We start from the raw sequence: 15813 nt of genomic DNA on the forward strand, positions 1-15813 counted from the left end.
GTCATGTGCTGGCACCGAGCGGTGATGTAGGCTAAAACGACCGTCCGCTCACGCCTGATTACCTAAGGTTTCCGGGCTGGGTTTAGGTTTTTCCGAAGCCTTGGAAATGATCGAACAGGTGCTATCGCTGATCCTGGAAATGTTCCGGAAGCCACGCCACACCCTGGTGTGGCTCACGTTTTCGAAGAACATCGGCAACTGCCCGATCATCTATGGCACGACCTGCTCGATCACTTCCTCCATTCCGTAGAGCCCACGGAATGCCGGATACACCTTGATGACCTTGTTCGCGAAGATCCCCATGTTCTCGAACAGTCCGAGTGTCGGCTTGTTGATGTGTTCGGCGATCTTCGGCGTATCACTGCATTCAATGATCGGTTCCATTTTTTGATTTTCGCAAGGCCGCTTACGCGGCCTCGCCGAGGCCAGAATCAACTCGATAGCCGAGCGGATCCGCCAGCCACCGGTGCACCTCGGCGTTGCTGTAGCAGGAATGCGTGCGACTCATGCGGATGGGCTGAGGCGCCTTGCCGGCAAGCCCCAGCTTCCGCCAGGACTCGCGGCACATCGGAATAAAGGGCGCGATCTGTGCCCACTTAGAGAGGCCGACCCGCGGGAGGATCGGCTCGGTCGGCTTGCCGGAATCGGCTGCCGCTGCTGTCTTCTTCACGTTCGCTCACCGTTGGTAGATTTGGGCGATGAGCTAATGATGGCTGTTACGTACGGGGTTCTGAAGTACGAAATTTCTTATAAAATTTTTCCGGAAAGAAAACTCTACAAAATCTTTCCGCTACCAGTAGATATCCCCCTGATTGCGGAGTTGATCCACACACGCTTGTGTCATGACTTGTCGTTCCAGCGGCTTCGTGTTCTTTCGGAACATTCCGTCCGTGTCTCCCTGTACATCTCCGAACAAAGCATCCACGTAGAGCCAGTCAGGAATGTGCGCGCCCTCAGACATCGCCCACAGCTTGAGGTCAAAGTAAGGAAGAATCGCGTATCGGTGCCACCGTTTAAAATCGAGTTCCGTGAATGCTCTCTTTGAGTGAAATGGAACACCTCGACTTGACTTCACCTTTTGCACCCATTCCTTAAAAGATTCTACAAGGTCATCTAACGGGGCATGAATGTCAACCTCGGCGTAGACGAGATGACCTGCACTCGGAAACATTTCATTCATGTAATCACCCGCCGAGTTTTCGAGTGCACCATGCTTATCCTTCAGGCGCTCCAGAATCCATTCCTCGCTAGTGTTCATGCTCCATTCCCAAGCCTCCCAGGCGGCTTGATATTTTTCACTTTTGTGCAATTCCTCGGCCACGCCCATTACATCATGAACAGTCATGTCTCTCACTGGCTTTGCCGTGGGCAAGCCACACTCACTATTTTTTCGCTTTCTTCTAGTTTCGTTTGCGGGTTGATCAAGTAATTTTTTGAGTATCTCCAAATAAAATTCACGATCGTCACCCCTTACCTGCAATCCGTCGCGCTTTAGCCTATCATTTAATTCCAACAACGATTTTCCATCGAAAGCGGACAGCAGCACGAGCCGAAAACTAATACTCGAAAACCAATCGAAAATATCAAAATCCGCCACGGGCGCGTATTTTCCGATATCGAACCAATCGGGAACAGCAGACAAGATTTGTTTTTTCATCTTGATGCCTGTAAAGCTATTCAACGTAGGGAGGCGAACAAGGAAATGGATCCCTGCTTTCGCCCCGTCGGACTAGGCGCGGTCGTAACAATTCTCAGAACTACCCAGCACTCCGGGAAAGGGAGGCCCGTAGCTCGTCGAATTTCGCTCGGGCCGCCGCCCTCTCATCGTCCAGGAATTGCGCAACGTCGCGGATATCGGCAACCCATTTGCCGGCGCACTTCTGCATCGGAACTGGAAATTGCCCGAGACTCAGTTCGTTATAGGCAGTCTGCTTGGCATAGCCGATGGCCTCGCAAACCTCGTCAAGCGACAGGCGCAACTTGGAATCAAACTGCGCCATCAGGATAAATAGGGATTTCATCGAGTCCTCCTTTGTCTCGTGCCACAATCATCACAGACCCGCAAAGACGAATCAGCATCATTCGTATGCCGGGAATATCTCCTTCGCCGCTCTGGACGCCCATATGAGGTGATACGCAAGTTTATCGAGCGATGCCTTGATCTCCTCGTACGTCGGCTTGCTGGCCGCGCGGAAATCAATACCATCGATGACATCCGCCAACGGGGCACCCTGAATGGGTTTCCTACGGCGTCGACCTTTCCGAAGTTGGCGCGTCGGCATGTGGATGATCTCAGCCATGCCCCACCTCCGTCGACGAATTGAGTTGAGCAAGACCTACAATCGCTTCCCGTTGGATGATCGCAGCCGCGTACGAGATACGCTCGAGCTTCGTCCGCACGTCAACTTCATCCACGCAAATCCTGAGGATCACCGCTGCGGCGGCTTCGATGGTCGCGATGTCAGTCATGGCGCTGCTCCCGAGTACCATGCGCCTCGGCCCGGCCCGTGTACCCCGCGTCATCGACGAAGTCGTATATAAAATCGCTCAGGCATTCGACTGCGCCAGCCAAGTTTTGCTTTGTCCAGTTGTCCAAGCTGGCGATCTCTATCCCGTCATCGTCATCGCTGATCGAGTTGTGAAGAATGCGACCGATCGCGGCGATAGCCCGGGACGCACGTGCTATCTCGTTTATTGCGCCGGTCCTTACCCGAATGAACTCCGGTTCGTCGACAGCGACCCAGCGATCTGCAGTCAGAGATGGACGCTTATCCATGATTAACTCCCACGTTGGCAGCTGCGCGGTATGCGGCGAGGATGCGGGTTTTGCGCGCGTGGTCGATCTCATCGACAAAATTGCTCCCAACCTCTTCTGCGCACACGTTGACGAAGTTCATCAAATCGGAGGCGAGATATTCCATCAAGCCTAGCGATTCCATGATGACGAGCGGGTTACGCCAAAACTCCTGCGACTCCATCGCACGAAGCGTAGACGTGATCGTTGCATTGATCTGCCCGAGTTGCGTCTGGCACATCGAATCGATCGACTCGATCTGATCGAGGAGTTGGCGGATGTCGGTGGATTGCTCAGGACGAGCAGATGCATTGGAAGACATGATGGATCCTTGAGTGTTGGACCCGCCTTCCGTCGCCAAACGGGGTGGGCGGGCAAATGACAGGGTTGGCGAACCGGCACTCAAGGCATCCGGCATACCCTCGCGGGTATCCCCACCATCGCCCGCCCAAAGACTGGACGTATGCGTAGTGTACAGACGAAAAAATACCGCCATATGGCGGTCGTCATCCGCCTTGAGTGACAGGTCGCCAAACCCGATGCCTGTTGTCTCAGGCACGCTGAAAGATTATGTCTCAGCCGTTACGTCGTCAAGAGGAATTTTGTAAACGCAAGCTGCGCGCGGTGATGCGTGTCACTTTTTCTTTCGCGAGCTCTCATTCGACGCTTTCTTATCCTGCTCGTACCGCTCCTTCCGCATCCCCTGAAGGAATTCACGGAGGCTGCTTTGCTTCTGCTCACCCGGCAGCGTAACGGTACGCGCCGGATAAGATTTCCGAGCACGGCCGACCGGATCGACCGTCGGCGCTTGCACCGGCCGCACTTCGTTCGCCAACAGGAACTGCTCAAGTGACTCGACGTCGTAGACGAAGGTCTTGTGGCCAAGCTTGTATCGACGGATGATCTCTCCCCGCCGATCGATTCGACTGATCGTGTTTTTAGGAACTCCTAGAATGGAGGCGGCTTCAGCAGCACTAACGCGCTTCTTTTGCAGGATGCTCACGGCGCTCTCCACAGTTCAGACAGGAGCATTCTATGACTACCGCGAAGCCAAAACTGATACCGTTAAGCGTCTGGGCCGAGCAAACGTTCGGCGAGTATGCTCCCCATCGCAACACGCTGCTGAGCTGGGTGAAAAACGGGAAGATCCGCCCCTTCCCGAAGAAGGTCGGACGCCGGTATTTTGTGACTCCCGAGGCTGAGTACATCGACCCGGTCGCCCAGAAGATTCAAAGGATGATCGATGGCCGCTGATGCTACGCCCAAAAGCGATTTGTTCCTGACGGTCGACGAAGTCGCAGAACTCACTGGCATCCGTAACGGACGGCGCGGCCAGACGCGCGAGGAACTGCAGATCGCGTGGCTGCGCACTTCCGGGATTCCATTTTGGATAAATGCGCGAGGCCGCCCGATCATCGCTCGCGCCAGAATTACAGGGCAGCCAACGGAGCCGCCACCAAGGCCAAAGTGGCAACCTAAGGCCCTCAATCCCGATGGGACATTGAAGTTGAATCCGGACGGCACTCTGAAGACGGACTGAACATGAACACCGCCTTCATTCTCATGGCGCAGTACGGCGCCCGCGCCATCATCCCGATAGAAGACGTCTGCCGGGATTACTTTGCGCCGCTCACCCTGCCGAAATTGCTGCAAAAGATCGCGACCGGTGACATTGCACTTCCCCTCGTACGGATGAGTGGGTCACTGAAGGCCGCTAAGGGCGTCCACATCATGGACCTCGCACTCTACATCGACAAGCAGCGCGCCGCTTCGGTCAAGGAGTTCGAAACGTTCCACGGAACGAAGTGGATCACCCCGAATAGGTTCGGCAGCGGACAGATCATCAAGAATCCACCTGTTCGCTTTGTGCGCCTTGGTAGGGCTCGGCCGCCATCTGATCGGCCGGATACAATTGCAGCATCGCACGCGCCGCCTCGACGTTCGATGTCGTCAGCCACTCCTCCCAATCGTCCGGACGCAGGATCACGACCGATCGTTTTTCCTCTCCTGGTCGGTGCATGTGCTTCATGATCGGGTGCTCGTCCGCGTTGACCGTGATCATCGCCATGGTGTGGCGCTCGGCACCGTCCGGATACTGCAGCGTCCGCCAGATGCCGGCGACGCACAAGGGCCGCCAACCAGTGAGACCGATCCTGTAGCGCACGTGCTTGCCGGTCTCCCAATTCGGTTCGTAGATCCATTTGGCGGGGATGAGGCATCGCTTGCCGGCGCGCCACGCTGGCCCGTAGAGAGGTGATTTTCCGAGGTTGTCGTCGCGCACGTTCATCGTGCTGCGGATGATCGGCGGCTTGCGGCCCTGCTCCTTCGCCTTCTCGACGTTCGCCTTCTGTAGGGCTCGCGGCCAGAATCCGAAGCCGGCAATCAATGGTGTGAACTGTCCGTCGATGCTCGCGACGATAGGCGCGTCATAGTCCTGGTAGATCTCCGGCTTCCAGGGTGTCCAGCGGTACAGGTCGACGAAGCTGTCGATCCGGAGCTCACTGAGGCCCGGATCCTCGCCCGGGGCCACGTAGTTCGTGCACATCGCCCGTCTCCCCCAATTTCGGTCTTGACCGCAGTAGCTTATCTCGAAATATACTGTGTTTTTATACAGTATTTCAGCCGTGATCAAGCCACAGTGGGCCTACATCTGGGAGTACGGATTCCAGGGCGACAAGAACCGCCTGAGGACTCCGATCGAGCTCACGAAACGTGAATTTGAGTTTTGGCTCGACAAGGATCCAAGGTCGAGTGCCCTAGTCACATACACGCCAATCGAAACGACCAGGATCGACCGCAACCGCGTCCCGCTCACGGATCCGCGGTTCAAGCTGCGTCCGGCGGTCCCGGAATTTGACGCGCCGACCGAGGCCGAGCTTCGCGCGCTATGGCGCGAGTACAGCGACCTTCAGGTGCGATGGCTGATCCTCGAGATCCGCGCGCTTCGGAAATCGCTCGAACGCATCGAGGAGTGGTACAACTACACCGATACGAACGTCGCGAACAAAGGCGATCTCGCCGGCGCGCAGGGGCAACTCCATCGACTGATGCATCTGCTTCGCGAGGAGATGAGGCGCGCCGGAATGCGCTAAGCCTCGTAAACCCTTGATCTGTAGCTATTTACCCTCACCTTCGGTAGCGATAGGCTAACGGGACGTTGACAGAGAGGCAACCATATCTTGCGTCTGCCGACGCCGTTTGATAGCCTCAAATCAGACCAACAACCCCTGCAGAGGACACACTATGACGAATGAAGGTACTGGCTCGGCCTAATTGGTAAAAAATTTCCACATCAAGCCCCATTTTTGGGGCTTTTTCATTACAAAAATGACCAAACCAAAGAAAATCCTTCTATTGCTGCTTCTTGTCTACGTCGGGGCGATTGGGTTTCTCATCTGGGAAGAAGCGATACATCCGCTAGGACACACTCCCGCTGGAGCAAGTGAGCCCTTGTTCGGATTCGGGAAAACGGAATGGCCGGTGGTAGGGACGATTTCCGGGGCAGTCCTTGGCTGGATGGTCACGGCGCTAGTTTCCCTGCACAACTCGATCAAGCAGCATACGATCAACACACTTCTGCAGTCCCGACTAAGCGCGACGTATCAAGGATTGGTCACGTCACTCGACGCAACATACCCCACCACCAACCAAGGTCGCACAGAAATTAAGGTCGGAGATTGGCTTAGCAACGACGAGACCGTCAAAAGCAGCCTTGCAGCGTATCGGTATTTCCTCAACTACTACGAGTTCCTCGCAGTCGGCATTAAAGCCGGAGACCTCCATGCACAGCTTCTCCGACAAAGTATGCGAGGCATCGTATGTGTAAACGTTAGAGCCGCTCGGGCATACATATCTCACTTGCGAGAACCTGAGATCCGCGTTTACGCAAACTTGCTGGAACTGTACGAGGAGTGGCTACAGCCAACCCGCTGGGAGCGATTCGTCGAATGGTGGAGCGGCCACGCCGATCCCAAAGAAGTCAAGGACAGGCGGGCCAAGAGAGACCTCGCTATTCGAGGCAAGGTAGAGGCCGAACGAAGCGCCAAACAAAAAGACATTGAGGATGCACTGAAATATGCGGAGGCCAACGCTCCCGCTACTTGACTTTCACCGCACACCCGCGGCAACGGTCGAGTCTATTTCACAGCGACGTTCGACAGATAGTCTCCCCACCACTGCATCATCTTCCGGCGCTCTGGCAGGTACTCGGCGTGGTTGTACGCCGCCCGGACGCCGTCGCGCTCGCTGTGAGCCAGCTGGCGCTCAATCCAGTCCCGGTTGAAGCTGTGCTCGTTGAGGATGGTCGAGGCGAGGCCGCGAAAGCCGTGCCCGGTCATCCGTGAGTGGTAACCCATCCGGTACAGCGCGTACAAGATCGTGTTCTCGCTCATCGGCTTCTTTGAACTCGACCGGCTCGGGAACACAAACTGGCTTTGGCCGTTCAGTTCGCGCAGCTTCGCGATCACCTCGAGCGCCTGCTTCGACAGCGGCACGATGTGGGGCGTGCGCATCTTCATCTTCTCGGGCGGGATGCGCCACTCCTTCTTCTTCTCGTCAATCTCTGTCCATTCAGCGAACCGGAGTTCGCTCGTACGAACGAACGTCAACGCCATGAACTGCAGCGCCAGTCGGGTCTGGTAGTCGCCTTCGTATGCGTTGATCTTCTCCATGAGCTCCGGCAGTTCGGCTTCGCTCACCCGCTTCATGTGCACGACGGTACGAGTCTTCAGCGCGCCGCGGAGATCCGGCGCAGGGTCACGTTCAGCCCGGCCGGTGGCGATGGCATACCGGAAGATCTGGCTCGTTGCCTGGATCGCCTTGTGCGCTAGTTCGATCGCATCGCGCGCTTCAATCTTTCGAATCACTGCGAGCAACTCGGGCGCCGTGATCTCGGCGATCGGCCGTGCGCCGAGCACCGGAAACAGTTCGCGCTCGAGCAGCTTCATGATGCGGTCGGCGTGTCGGTCGCTCCAGGCGCCCTTCTTTTGCTCATGCCACTCGCGTGCGATCGGCTCGAACGAGTTCGCGCGGTCCAGGCTGCGCTGTGCCTTCACACGCTTCTTTTCGTGCGAGGGATCGAGGCCGCCGCGCAACTGGTCTTTAATCTCGTCACGGGCCTTCCGAGCAGCCAGCAGGGTCACAGCCGGATAGACCCCGAGGGCCATCCGTTTCTCCTTGCCGTCGATGCGATACTTCAACCGCCAGTACTTGGAGCCGGACGGCATGACCTCAAGGTACATGCCTTGGCCGTCGGCCAGCTTGTACGACTTTTCGCGGGGCTTGGCCGCACGGACAGCGACATCGGTAAGGGGCATTTTGAGCGCGGGGGCATTTCGATGCCCATGATCGGAGAAAACTGCCCCCTACGATGCCCCCGGGTTACGTGGGTGTCAATGGGAAATGCTGGGCAACGGTGGCAACAAAAAGCCCCGTAAGTGCTTGACTGACGGGGCTTTTTGGCCAAACATGGAAATGCTTGGGAGTATATGTGGTGCGTGAGGCCGGACTCGAACCGGCACACCCTTGCGGGCGTCAGGACCTAAACCTGGTGCGTCTACCAATTTCGCCACTCACGCGCATTCCTGTCGCCTGACCGCGCGGCACGCAAGAAGCGTGCTCCACGCGCCCGGGCGTCATGCCGGCCCGAAAACCCGAAAACCGGCACGCCCGATCAGGCGAGCGCGAGATTCTACCCGATCCGCGCAGCATTGTCTCGCCCCGCCGGCGCCCGTCGGACAGCGGTGCTAGAATGCCGCGCTCGACGTGCCGGCCACCCGCCGGCACGCGCCCCCCCCGAATCCACCTCCGCCACGACCCCACCCGTGAACTTCGACGACTACTGTCAGCAAAAGGCCGCCCCCGCGGGCTCCAGCGTCTACTACGCGCTGCGCCAGGCGCCGCTCGTCGCCGCACCGCGCCTGACGGCCCTGTTCGCGCTGCGCCGCGAACTCGAGGAAACCGTCAAGGAAACCAGCGATGCGACCGTCGGACACACGAAACTCGCGTGGTGGCACAAGGAACTCGCGGCGCTCGCCGCCGGCGAACCGTCGCACCCGGTCACGAAGGCGCTCGCGCAGCACCACCCGGCGATCGGCGCAGAAACCGACGCGCTGCGCACGCTCGTCAACGGTTACGGGATGGATCTGGAACAGGCGCGTTACCTGGATTTCGCGAACCTGCAGCGCTACATCGCGCAGGTCGGCGGCACCTTTGCGTCGCTGGTCGCGCGCGCAAGCGCCGCGAATCCGGCCGAACCGCAACCGTGGGCCGCGCAGGCCGGCCACGCGCTGATGCTCGCGCAATTCGTGCAGGAACTCGGCAACGATGCGCGCCACGGCCGCATCTATCTGCCGATCGACGAACTGCAACGCTACAACGTGACCGCCGCCGACCTGCTGAATCGCCGCTACAGCCCGGCCTTCAGCGAGCTGCTGCAGTTTCAGACGGCCCGCGCGCGCGAAGCGCTCGCCGCCGCCGACGCGGCGATCCCCGCGTCCGAACGCCGCGCGCAACGCACGCTGCGTGCGCAGATCGCACTGGCCGGCGCGCTGCTCGACGAAATCGAGCGCGACGGCTACCAGGTGCTGCACCAGCGTATCGCGCTGACGCCGATCCGCAAGCTGTGGATCGCGTGGCGCGCCGCACGCGGCCGCTGATCCGCCCCGTCACGCACGACCGCCTCACACCTTCAGCAGCGGCAGCGTCTCGAAGCGCTGCTGCAGCACGTGCGTCGCATCGAGCCCCCACCACGGCCCGAGCACGGTCGCATAGAGCTGGCGGAAATCGACGGCGACCGGCAGGTTGCCGTTGCCGTCGAGATGCCCGAGTGCCGGCGCCGCGCCGTACAGCCCGCCGGCCACGCGGCCGCCCATCACGAAATGCGGCGCGGCGGTACCGTGATCGGTGCCGTTGCTCTGGTTCTCGCGCACGCGCCGCCCGAATTCCGCATACGTCATCACGAGCGTCTGGTTCCAGCGCCCGAGCTCGACCAGCGCGCCGCGCATCGCACTCATCCCTTCCGCGAACTGCCTGAGCAGCGCCGCCTGCTGCCCCGGCTGGTTCTGGTGCGTATCGAAACCGTTGAGCGTGAGCCGCAGCACCGCGACGCCGTCCTGCGCGCCGGGCCCGGACGCCTCGCATGCCGCGAGCACCTGCATCGCGGTCTTCACCGAGGTCCCGAACGTACCGGCCGGAAAGGCCGTCCTGAACTCGCGCATCCCGCCGCGCGGGCGCAGCCGGTCGGCCGCCTTCACGATGTCGTTCTCGACGTCGATGATGTGCGCGAGCGCCGGGTTCCGTTCGCGCAGCGACGACGGTTCGGCCAACCGCGCCGCGCGGATGAACTGCGCGGGATTGACGAGCGCGATCGCGCGCGCGCCGTTCGCGAGCGGTCCCATCTCCGCACTGCCGAGCACGACGCCGTCCGCCGCGAAGCCGGGCGGCACCGGCGCCTGCGCGAACGTGCGCGTGAGCCAGCCTTCGTGCAGGTACTGGTCCGAGCGCGACGCGGTGTCCCAGATCTCGATCGAGCGGAAATGCGACAGGTTCGGCTGCGGATAACCGACGCCCTGCACGATCGCGACCTGTCCGTCGCGCCACAGCGGCATCAACGGCGCGAGCGACGGGTGCAGCCCCGTCTGCGCGTCGAGCTGCAGCACCTGGTCGCGCTTGATGCCGATGCTGCGGCGGAACTGGTAGTAGAGCGGATCCGCATAGGGCACCACCGTGTTGAGGCCGTCGTTGCCGCCCTTCAGTTCGACGAGGATCAGCACGTTCGCATAACCGGTCGCCGGCTGGCGCCTGACCGCGACCATCGATGCCGCCTGCGCGGGCGGCTGCCACAACGACACGCCCGCCGCGGCCGCGGCGCCCGTCAGCGTCAGAAAATCACGTCGGTTCATCGTGCATCCTTCGGCTCGCCGTGCGGCATGGCCACCGCGGCAGCGTGCCTGTTCGTCGTCGTTTCGGTCGTTTCAGTCATTTCAGTTGATAGGCCGGATCCATCAGCAGCGCCTCGAGATACGCGCTGCCGGTCGAGTCCGTATCGATCGCCGCGACCGGCGACACCGGCAGCACCGCATGCTGCAGCTGGAGCTCGGTCGACAATCCCGCCATCGCCTGCGGCCGCGCACGATACTGCGCGAGCCAGCGTTCGAGGTCGAATCGCAGGCCGCCGCGCGCGAGTTTGACCGGCGCGCCGCGCATGCCGGCAACCGACGCGGCGTCCGCAACCGGTATCGCCTGCGCCCGCGCATTCGGCGACGGCGGCGCCATCGCATGCGCGGGCGAGCGCATGCCGGCCGTCTCGGTCGCGCGGAACAACTGCTCGACGAACTGCTTGCGCGCCAGCAGCGTGGTGCTGTTGATCCACATCGCGCCGCCCGGCCAGCCCTTCACGTTCGGCGGATAGAACAGGTTCTGCCCGAGCGTGCGCACGGTGTTCGCGAGCGTCTGCGGATCGCCGTACGCGACGTCGAACAGCCGCACCGACCCGACGACGAACTCGGCCGGCGACTTCACGAGCACGCCGCGATTGCGCGGATCCCAGAACGCGTCGGTCGACCAGAGCGCGGCGAGCGCCGCGCGTATGTCGGAGCCGCTGGCGCGAAACCGCTCGGCCACGGCATCGAGCGCGCCGGCGTCGGGCGTATCGGACACGAATTCGTGCCACAGCTTGCCGGCGATGAAGCTTGCCGTCTCGGGCCGCTTCAACAGGATGTCGAGAAACCCGTCGCCGTCGAACGCGCCGGTCTCGCCGAGGATCGTCTTGTCGCCCGCGTCGTGCCAGTCGGGCCGCACCTCGAAGCGCAGCGTATCGGGATCGACGCTCCAGCCGGTCATCGCGCGCGCGGCTTCGGTCACGTCCCGCTGCGAGTAATGCCCTTCGCCGAGCGTGAACAGCTCCATCACCTCGCGCGCGAAATTCTCGTTCGGGCGGCCCTTGCGGTTGCTCGCGCCGTCGAGATACTGGAGCATCGCCGGATCCTTCGCGACCGCATGCAGCAGCGTGCCGAAGTTGCCGAGCGCCTCGCGCCGAAACAATGCATTCTGCGCGGCCATCGTCTGCGGATACGGGACCTTGTCCTGCCCGGACGTGAAGTGCCCGTGCCAGAACAGCGTCATGCGCTCGGTGAGCGGCGACGGCGTGACGATCATCTCGTTGACCCAGGCGGCGCGCAGCGCATCGTAGCGGACATTGCGCTCGCGCTGCTCGTCGCGGCGCATGTCGGGCGTCAGCGCCTGACGCTGCGCGCGCGTCGGCGGCAGCTCGGCGATCCAGTCGGGCGAGGCCGTCACGGGCTCGCGGCGCACGTTGCCGAGCGTATCGGCCACCACTTGCGCGCGCGTCATCCCGACGATGCGGGCAACCTCGGCCGGTGCGGGAGAAAAGCCGGTACGGCTCAGGAAGAACAGCGCATCGTCGGCGTCGAGAGGCGCCTGCATCGCGGGCGAGGCCGGGGCGGCAGCGTTCGCATTCATCGTCGTGGACTCCCGGAGCGCACCGGCGGTGCGGATGCCGGTTCAACGGCGGCACGCATCCGAAAGTTGACCGAAAAATTGCTACGGAATCTTTCCGCGCCGTGCGAACGCGCGTGCGTGTCAGCGCTTGTACAGCTCGCGAACGGCGTCCTCGATGTGCTGGCGCAGCAGGTGGCGCTCCTCGGGCGTCATGTGCCCGTCGCGACGGTGCTGATCGAGATCGGGAGGCACGGCGGAACGGACCGCCGTGTCGGCGGCGCGGTCGGGCTGCGGCGCTTTGCCGCGCGGCAGCTTGCGCGACGAGGCGCCCTGCTCGGGGCGCTGCGCATACGCGAAGTTCGACGCATATGGACCGGCAAGTGCGATCGTCAGCATCAGTGCAATCCGGGCAGATCGCATGACCGTCCTCGCTTCTTTGGTCGATTTGTTCCCTTCGTCACGCGGCAACCGGTTACCTCTGGTACTTGAAAAACCCTGCGGAATTCGGGTGTACAAAGATGAAAGATGGAGTGCAGGGGAGTATCTACCGAATTTCAGCTTCGAGTAAAGGAATCTCTATAGCCTGCCTTTACTCCGCGCGACACTACGGGTAAATTTTGTAACGGACTGTAACGCACGAAAATACGCGACCGTGCGTGATTTCCCATTCGCGATAAGATGCCGCTCATGGAAACGAAAAACCCCTCCAAGATTCTCGTCGTCGACGACGACCCGCGCCTGCGCGATCTGCTGCGCCGCTATCTCGGCGAGCAGGGTTTCAACGTGTACGTCGCGGAGAACGCGACCGCGATGAACAAGCTCTGGGTGCGCGAGCGCTTCGACCTGCTGGTGCTCGACCTGATGCTGCCGGGTGAAGACGGCCTGTCGATCTGCCGCCGCCTGCGCGGCAGCAACGACCGCACGCCGATCATCATGCTCACCGCGAAGGGCGAGGACGTCGACCGCATCGTCGGCCTCGAGATGGGCGCCGACGACTACCTGCCGAAACCGTTCAACCCGCGCGAACTCGTCGCGCGCATTCACGCGGTGCTGCGCCGCCAGGCGCCGGCCGAACTGCCTGGCGCACCGTCGGAAACCACCGAGGTGTTCGAGTTCGGCGAGTTCTCGCTGAACCTCGCGACGCGCACGCTGACGAAGTCGGGCCAGGAAATTCCGCTGACGACCGGCGAATTCTCGGTGCTGAAGGTGTTCGCGCGCCATCCGCGCCAGCCGCTGTCGCGCGAAAAGCTGATGGAGCTCGCGCGCGGCCGTGAATACGAAGTGTTCGACCGCAGCCTCGACGTGCAGATCTCGCGCCTGCGCAAGCTGATCGAACCGGATCCGGGCAGCCCGCGTTTCATCCAGACCGTCTGGGGCCTCGGCTACGTGTTCATTCCGGACGGCGCCGCCTGATCTTTTCTCTTTCCGGTTTCGCCCGTCCACGGCCCGTCCCATGCGTATCGACCGGCGCCTCCTGCAGCTCGCATTCGGCGGGCTGTTCTGGCGCACCTTCCTGCTGATCGCGCTGCTGATCTCGGTCAGTCTCGCCGCGTGGTTCCAGAGCTTTCGCGTGATCGAGCGCGAGCCGCGCGCGCAGCGCGTCGCGCTCCAGCTCGTCGCGATCGTGAAGCTCACGCGCACCGCCCTGCTCTATTCCGATCCCGATCTGCGGCGCGCGCTGCTGCAGGATCTCGAGAGCAACGAGGGCGTGCGCGTGTACCCGCGCGAAAAGACCGACAAGTTCAAGCTGCAGCCCGACGAATCGCTGAACCGCCTGATCGAACACGACATCCGCAGCCGGCTCGGCGACGATACCGTGATCGCGCAGTCGGTCAACGACATCCCGGGCGTGTGGATCAGCTTCAAGATCGACGACGACGATTACTGGGTCGCGCTCGACCGCGACCAGCTCGACAGCGTCACGGGCCTGCAGTGGGCCGGCTGGGGCCTGTTCGCGCTCGCGCTGTCGCTGTTCGGCTCGGCGTTCATCACGAGCCTCGTGAACCGGCCGTTCTCGCGGCTCGCGCTCGCCGCGCGGCAGATCGGCTCGGGCCAGACGCCCGAGCTGCTGCCCGAGCGCGGGATGGGCGTCGCGGCCGACACCAACCGCAGCTTCAACCAGATGGTGCGCGACCTCGAACAGCTCGAGGCCGACCGCGCGCTGATGCTCGCGGGCATCTCGCACGACCTGCGCACGCCGCTCGCGCGGCTGCGGCTCGAGACCGAGATGAGCCCGTCCGACCAGGCGACCAAGGACGCGATGGTCGACGACATCGAGCAGATGGACCGCATCATCGCGGCCTTCATCGACTACGCGCGTCCGACCCAGCGCAAGCCGGAGCCGGTCGACCTGTCGTCGATCGCGCACGAAGTCGCCGCGCGCGTGTCGGGCGAGGACGGCGTCGAGATCCGCACGCGGCTCGCGCCGACCGCCGTGATCGAAGCCGACGAGACCGACATGCGCCGCGTGATCGGCAACCTCGTCGAGAACGCGCGCAAATACGGCCAGAGCCGCGACGACGGTGTGTCGCGCATCACGCTCGAGACGCGCGTGACGCACGCGCGCGTCGAGCTGTCGGTGAGCGACGAGGGCCCGGGCATCCCCGAGGACCAGCTGCCGCTCGTGATGCGGCCGTTCTACCGCGTCGACACGGCGCGCACCAAGGCGGACGGCACGGGGCTCGGCATGGCGATCGTGCTGCGCCTCGTCGGCCGCTATCGCGGCGCGCTGCGCCTGCGCAACCGCAGCCCCGAAGCGGGCCTCGAAGTCACGCTCGAATTCCCCGGCGCCGGCAAGGCGCGTGCGACGGCGTGACGCGTTCGCGCACGCTTCTTGCGCGTCACACTATCGGCGCGGTTGAAAAAAACTATGGGAATCGTTAGCCAAAAACTATTGAAGCGACTTATTAATAGTGTTATAGTCGTGCCCATGCTGTCACATCAACGTTGCAGCACCGAGGTAGCTTGACTCAGTCTTCTTCCCAACTCACACAGGAGTATCCGCATGAAAACCGTGGGCGATAAACTCGAAGCATTCACCGTCGTAGCCGCGAAGCCGGGCTTCAACAATCACGAGGAAAACGGCCAGTCGGCGTTCGAGACCGTCACCGAAGCGTCGTTCCCGGGCAAGTGGAAGATCATCTACTTCTATCCGAAGGATTTCACGTTCGTGTGCCCGACGGAAATCGTCGAGTTCGCGAAGCTGACGAAGCAGTTCGAAGAGCGCGACGCCGTCCTGCTCGGCGGCAGCTCGGACAACGAATTCGTGAAGCTCGCATGGCGCCGTGAGCACAAGGACCTCGACAAGCTGAACCACTACTCGTTCGGCGACGTCAAGGGCGAGCTGATCGACCAGCTCGGCGTGCGCGACAAGGAAGCCGGCGTGGCCCTGCGTGCAACGTTCATCGTCGATCCGGACAACACGATCCAGCACGTTTCGGTGAACAACCTGAACGTCGGCCGTAGCCCGGAAGAAGTCCTGCGCATTCTGGACGGCCTGCAAACGGACGAACTGTGCCCGTGCAACCGTGCAGTCGGCGGCGCAACGCTGTAAGCGCATC

22 protein-coding genes, 1 tRNA gene and 1 pseudogene are annotated in these 15813 nt (G+C 61.7%); 9 read left to right on the forward strand and 15 right to left on the reverse strand.

What is annotated here, in order from left to right; translation table 11 throughout:
- Positions 1-210: 210 nt before the first annotated feature.
- From DID98_RS36505 to DID98_RS02985, 9 genes are all read right to left on the reverse strand, one after another.
- On the reverse strand, positions 211-384 hold the full coding sequence (locus DID98_RS36505; protein ID WP_311767924.1) for a hypothetical protein: 174 nt from the start codon (positions 382-384) through the stop codon (positions 211-213).
- Positions 385-406: 22 nt separating this feature from the next.
- Positions 407-670, reverse strand: coding sequence for a transcriptional regulator (locus DID98_RS36140; RefSeq protein WP_260428031.1), 264 nt, complete (start codon positions 668-670; stop codon positions 407-409).
- 120 nt (positions 671-790) lie between these two features.
- Positions 791-1657, reverse strand: a complete 867-nt coding sequence (locus tag DID98_RS02960; protein WP_124570199.1) for a DUF6387 family protein — start codon at positions 1655-1657, stop codon at positions 791-793.
- A gap of 100 nt (positions 1658-1757) precedes the next feature.
- Positions 1758-2021: an AlpA family transcriptional regulator gene (locus DID98_RS02965; RefSeq protein ID WP_124570200.1), complete on the reverse strand. Its 264-nt coding sequence runs from the start codon at positions 2019-2021 to the stop codon at positions 1758-1760.
- A 57-nt stretch (positions 2022-2078) separates the two neighbouring features.
- Positions 2079-2300: a hypothetical protein gene (locus tag DID98_RS02970; protein ID WP_124570201.1), complete on the reverse strand. Its 222-nt coding sequence runs from the start codon at positions 2298-2300 to the stop codon at positions 2079-2081.
- On the reverse strand, positions 2293-2469 hold the full coding sequence (locus DID98_RS35705; protein WP_185640820.1) for a hypothetical protein: 177 nt from the start codon (positions 2467-2469) through the stop codon (positions 2293-2295). The genes DID98_RS02970 and DID98_RS35705 overlap by 8 nt, the downstream gene beginning before the upstream one ends.
- Positions 2462-2776, reverse strand: coding sequence for a hypothetical protein (locus DID98_RS02975; protein ID WP_124570202.1), 315 nt, complete (start codon positions 2774-2776; stop codon positions 2462-2464). Before DID98_RS02975 ends, DID98_RS35705 begins: the two co-directional genes overlap by 8 nt.
- Positions 2769-3353: a hypothetical protein gene (locus DID98_RS02980; RefSeq protein ID WP_124570203.1), complete on the reverse strand. Its 585-nt coding sequence runs from the start codon at positions 3351-3353 to the stop codon at positions 2769-2771. The genes DID98_RS02975 and DID98_RS02980 overlap by 8 nt, the downstream gene beginning before the upstream one ends.
- A gap of 75 nt (positions 3354-3428) precedes the next feature.
- Positions 3429-3797 carry an AlpA family transcriptional regulator gene (locus tag DID98_RS02985; protein ID WP_124570204.1) on the reverse strand — a complete coding sequence of 123 codons (369 nt, stop codon included), beginning with the start codon at positions 3795-3797 and terminating at the stop codon, positions 3429-3431.
- 32 nt (positions 3798-3829) lie between these two features.
- Here DID98_RS02985 and DID98_RS02990 point away from each other — a divergent pair, with 32 nt between their 5' ends.
- The 3 genes and pseudogenes from DID98_RS02990 to DID98_RS03000 form a co-directional block, all read left to right on the forward strand.
- Positions 3830-4048 (forward strand): excisionase, encoded by a 219-nt coding sequence (locus DID98_RS02990; RefSeq protein WP_124570205.1) that lies wholly within the window; start codon positions 3830-3832, stop codon positions 4046-4048.
- The gene (locus tag DID98_RS02995; protein WP_124570206.1) at positions 4038-4334 is read left to right on the forward strand and encodes a DUF4224 domain-containing protein; all 297 of its coding nucleotides are present in this window, start codon (positions 4038-4040) and stop codon (positions 4332-4334) included. The genes DID98_RS02990 and DID98_RS02995 overlap by 11 nt, the downstream gene beginning before the upstream one ends.
- Positions 4335-4336: 2 nt before the next feature.
- Positions 4337-4552: pseudogene (locus tag DID98_RS03000) on the forward strand (pyocin activator PrtN family protein); the annotation flags it as partial.
- 85 nt (positions 4553-4637) lie between these two features.
- Here the strand turns inward: DID98_RS03000 and DID98_RS03005 are convergent.
- Positions 4638-5339, reverse strand: coding sequence for an SOS response-associated peptidase family protein (locus DID98_RS03005; RefSeq protein ID WP_124570207.1), 702 nt, complete (start codon positions 5337-5339; stop codon positions 4638-4640).
- Positions 5340-5394: 55 nt separating this feature from the next.
- Between DID98_RS03005 and DID98_RS03010 the strand changes: the two genes are divergently transcribed.
- Together DID98_RS03010 and DID98_RS03015 are read left to right on the forward strand one after the other, a co-directional pair.
- The gene (locus DID98_RS03010) at positions 5395-5886 is read left to right on the forward strand and encodes a hypothetical protein (RefSeq protein ID WP_124570208.1); all 492 of its coding nucleotides are present in this window, start codon (positions 5395-5397) and stop codon (positions 5884-5886) included.
- 181 nt (positions 5887-6067) lie between these two features.
- Positions 6068-6898 carry a DUF4760 domain-containing protein gene (locus tag DID98_RS03015; protein ID WP_124570209.1) on the forward strand — a complete coding sequence of 277 codons (831 nt, stop codon included), beginning with the start codon at positions 6068-6070 and terminating at the stop codon, positions 6896-6898.
- Between the two features lie 32 nt (positions 6899-6930).
- On the opposite strand, the gene DID98_RS03020 is transcribed toward DID98_RS03015, so the two are convergent.
- Positions 6931-8109 (reverse strand): phage integrase central domain-containing protein, encoded by a 1179-nt coding sequence (locus tag DID98_RS03020; RefSeq protein WP_124570210.1) that lies wholly within the window; start codon positions 8107-8109, stop codon positions 6931-6933.
- 174 nt (positions 8110-8283) lie between these two features.
- Positions 8284-8370 (reverse strand) — tRNA-Leu (locus DID98_RS03025).
- 246 nt (positions 8371-8616) lie between these two features.
- On the opposite strand from DID98_RS03025, the gene hpnD reads away from it, so the two are divergent.
- Positions 8617-9450, forward strand: coding sequence for a presqualene diphosphate synthase HpnD (gene hpnD / locus DID98_RS03030; RefSeq protein ID WP_124570211.1), 834 nt, complete (start codon positions 8617-8619; stop codon positions 9448-9450).
- 24 nt (positions 9451-9474) lie between these two features.
- Here hpnD and DID98_RS03035 read toward each other — a convergent pair whose 3' ends face one another.
- The 3 genes from DID98_RS03035 to DID98_RS03045 all read right to left on the reverse strand — a co-directional run bounded on the left by DID98_RS03035 (position 9475) and on the right by DID98_RS03045 (position 12673).
- The gene (locus tag DID98_RS03035; RefSeq protein WP_124570212.1) at positions 9475-10695 is read right to left on the reverse strand and encodes a DUF1501 domain-containing protein; all 1221 of its coding nucleotides are present in this window, start codon (positions 10693-10695) and stop codon (positions 9475-9477) included.
- Between the two features lie 76 nt (positions 10696-10771).
- Positions 10772-12274, reverse strand: a complete 1503-nt coding sequence (locus tag DID98_RS03040; RefSeq protein ID WP_124570213.1) for a DUF1800 family protein — start codon at positions 12272-12274, stop codon at positions 10772-10774.
- Between the two features lie 120 nt (positions 12275-12394).
- Positions 12395-12673 (reverse strand): hypothetical protein, encoded by a 279-nt coding sequence (locus DID98_RS03045; RefSeq protein WP_124486222.1) that lies wholly within the window; start codon positions 12671-12673, stop codon positions 12395-12397.
- A 258-nt stretch (positions 12674-12931) separates the two neighbouring features.
- Here DID98_RS03045 and ompR point away from each other — a divergent pair, with 258 nt between their 5' ends.
- The 3 genes from ompR (at position 12932) to DID98_RS03060 (ending at position 15806) form a co-directional block, all read left to right on the forward strand.
- Positions 12932-13666: a two-component system response regulator OmpR gene (gene ompR / locus DID98_RS03050; RefSeq protein WP_004192636.1), complete on the forward strand. Its 735-nt coding sequence runs from the start codon at positions 12932-12934 to the stop codon at positions 13664-13666.
- A 40-nt stretch (positions 13667-13706) separates the two neighbouring features.
- Positions 13707-15068 (forward strand): ATP-binding protein, encoded by a 1362-nt coding sequence (locus DID98_RS03055; RefSeq protein WP_044843721.1) that lies wholly within the window; start codon positions 13707-13709, stop codon positions 15066-15068.
- Between the two features lie 189 nt (positions 15069-15257).
- Complete coding sequence (locus tag DID98_RS03060) at positions 15258-15806, forward strand: peroxiredoxin (RefSeq protein ID WP_006478563.1); 549 nt, start codon at positions 15258-15260, stop codon at positions 15804-15806.
- Positions 15807-15813 lie beyond the last annotated feature (7 nt).

The sequence above is a fragment of the Burkholderia sp. Bp8984 genome, from assembly GCF_003853755.1.
GTDB lineage: Bacteria > Pseudomonadota > Gammaproteobacteria > Burkholderiales > Burkholderiaceae > Burkholderia.

Bases quoted from the DNA above. Each gene is read 5' to 3' on its own strand.
- DID98_RS36505 (WP_311767924.1), bottom strand. From the start codon at position 384: ATGGAACCGATCATTGAATGCAGTGATACGCCGAAGATCGCCGAACAC.
- DID98_RS02960 (WP_124570199.1), bottom strand. From the start codon at position 1,657: ATGAAAAAACAAATCTTGTCTGCTGTTCCCGATTGGTTCGATATCGGA.
- DID98_RS02965 (WP_124570200.1), bottom strand. From the start codon at position 2,021: ATGAAATCCCTATTTATCCTGATGGCGCAGTTTGATTCCAAGTTGCGC.
- DID98_RS02970 (WP_124570201.1), bottom strand. From the start codon at position 2,300: ATGGCTGAGATCATCCACATGCCGACGCGCCAACTTCGGAAAGGTCGA.
- DID98_RS35705 (WP_185640820.1), bottom strand. From the start codon at position 2,469: ATGACTGACATCGCGACCATCGAAGCCGCCGCAGCGGTGATCCTCAGG.
- DID98_RS02975 (WP_124570202.1), bottom strand. From the start codon at position 2,776: ATGGATAAGCGTCCATCTCTGACTGCAGATCGCTGGGTCGCTGTCGAC.
- DID98_RS02990 (WP_124570205.1), top strand. From the start codon at position 3,830: ATGACTACCGCGAAGCCAAAACTGATACCGTTAAGCGTCTGGGCCGAG.
- DID98_RS02995 (WP_124570206.1), top strand. From the start codon at position 4,038: ATGGCCGCTGATGCTACGCCCAAAAGCGATTTGTTCCTGACGGTCGAC.
- DID98_RS03005 (WP_124570207.1), bottom strand. From the start codon at position 5,339: ATGTGCACGAACTACGTGGCCCCGGGCGAGGATCCGGGCCTCAGTGAG.
- DID98_RS03020 (WP_124570210.1), bottom strand. From the start codon at position 8,109: ATGCCCCTTACCGATGTCGCTGTCCGTGCGGCCAAGCCCCGCGAAAAG.
- DID98_RS03035 (WP_124570212.1), bottom strand. From the start codon at position 10,695: ATGAACCGACGTGATTTTCTGACGCTGACGGGCGCCGCGGCCGCGGCG.
- DID98_RS03040 (WP_124570213.1), bottom strand. From the start codon at position 12,274: ATGAATGCGAACGCTGCCGCCCCGGCCTCGCCCGCGATGCAGGCGCCT.
- DID98_RS03045 (WP_124486222.1), bottom strand. From the start codon at position 12,673: ATGCGATCTGCCCGGATTGCACTGATGCTGACGATCGCACTTGCCGGT.
- ompR (WP_004192636.1), top strand. From the start codon at position 12,932: ATGCCGCTCATGGAAACGAAAAACCCCTCCAAGATTCTCGTCGTCGAC.
- DID98_RS03055 (WP_044843721.1), top strand. From the start codon at position 13,707: ATGCGTATCGACCGGCGCCTCCTGCAGCTCGCATTCGGCGGGCTGTTC.
- DID98_RS03060 (WP_006478563.1), top strand. From the start codon at position 15,258: ATGAAAACCGTGGGCGATAAACTCGAAGCATTCACCGTCGTAGCCGCG.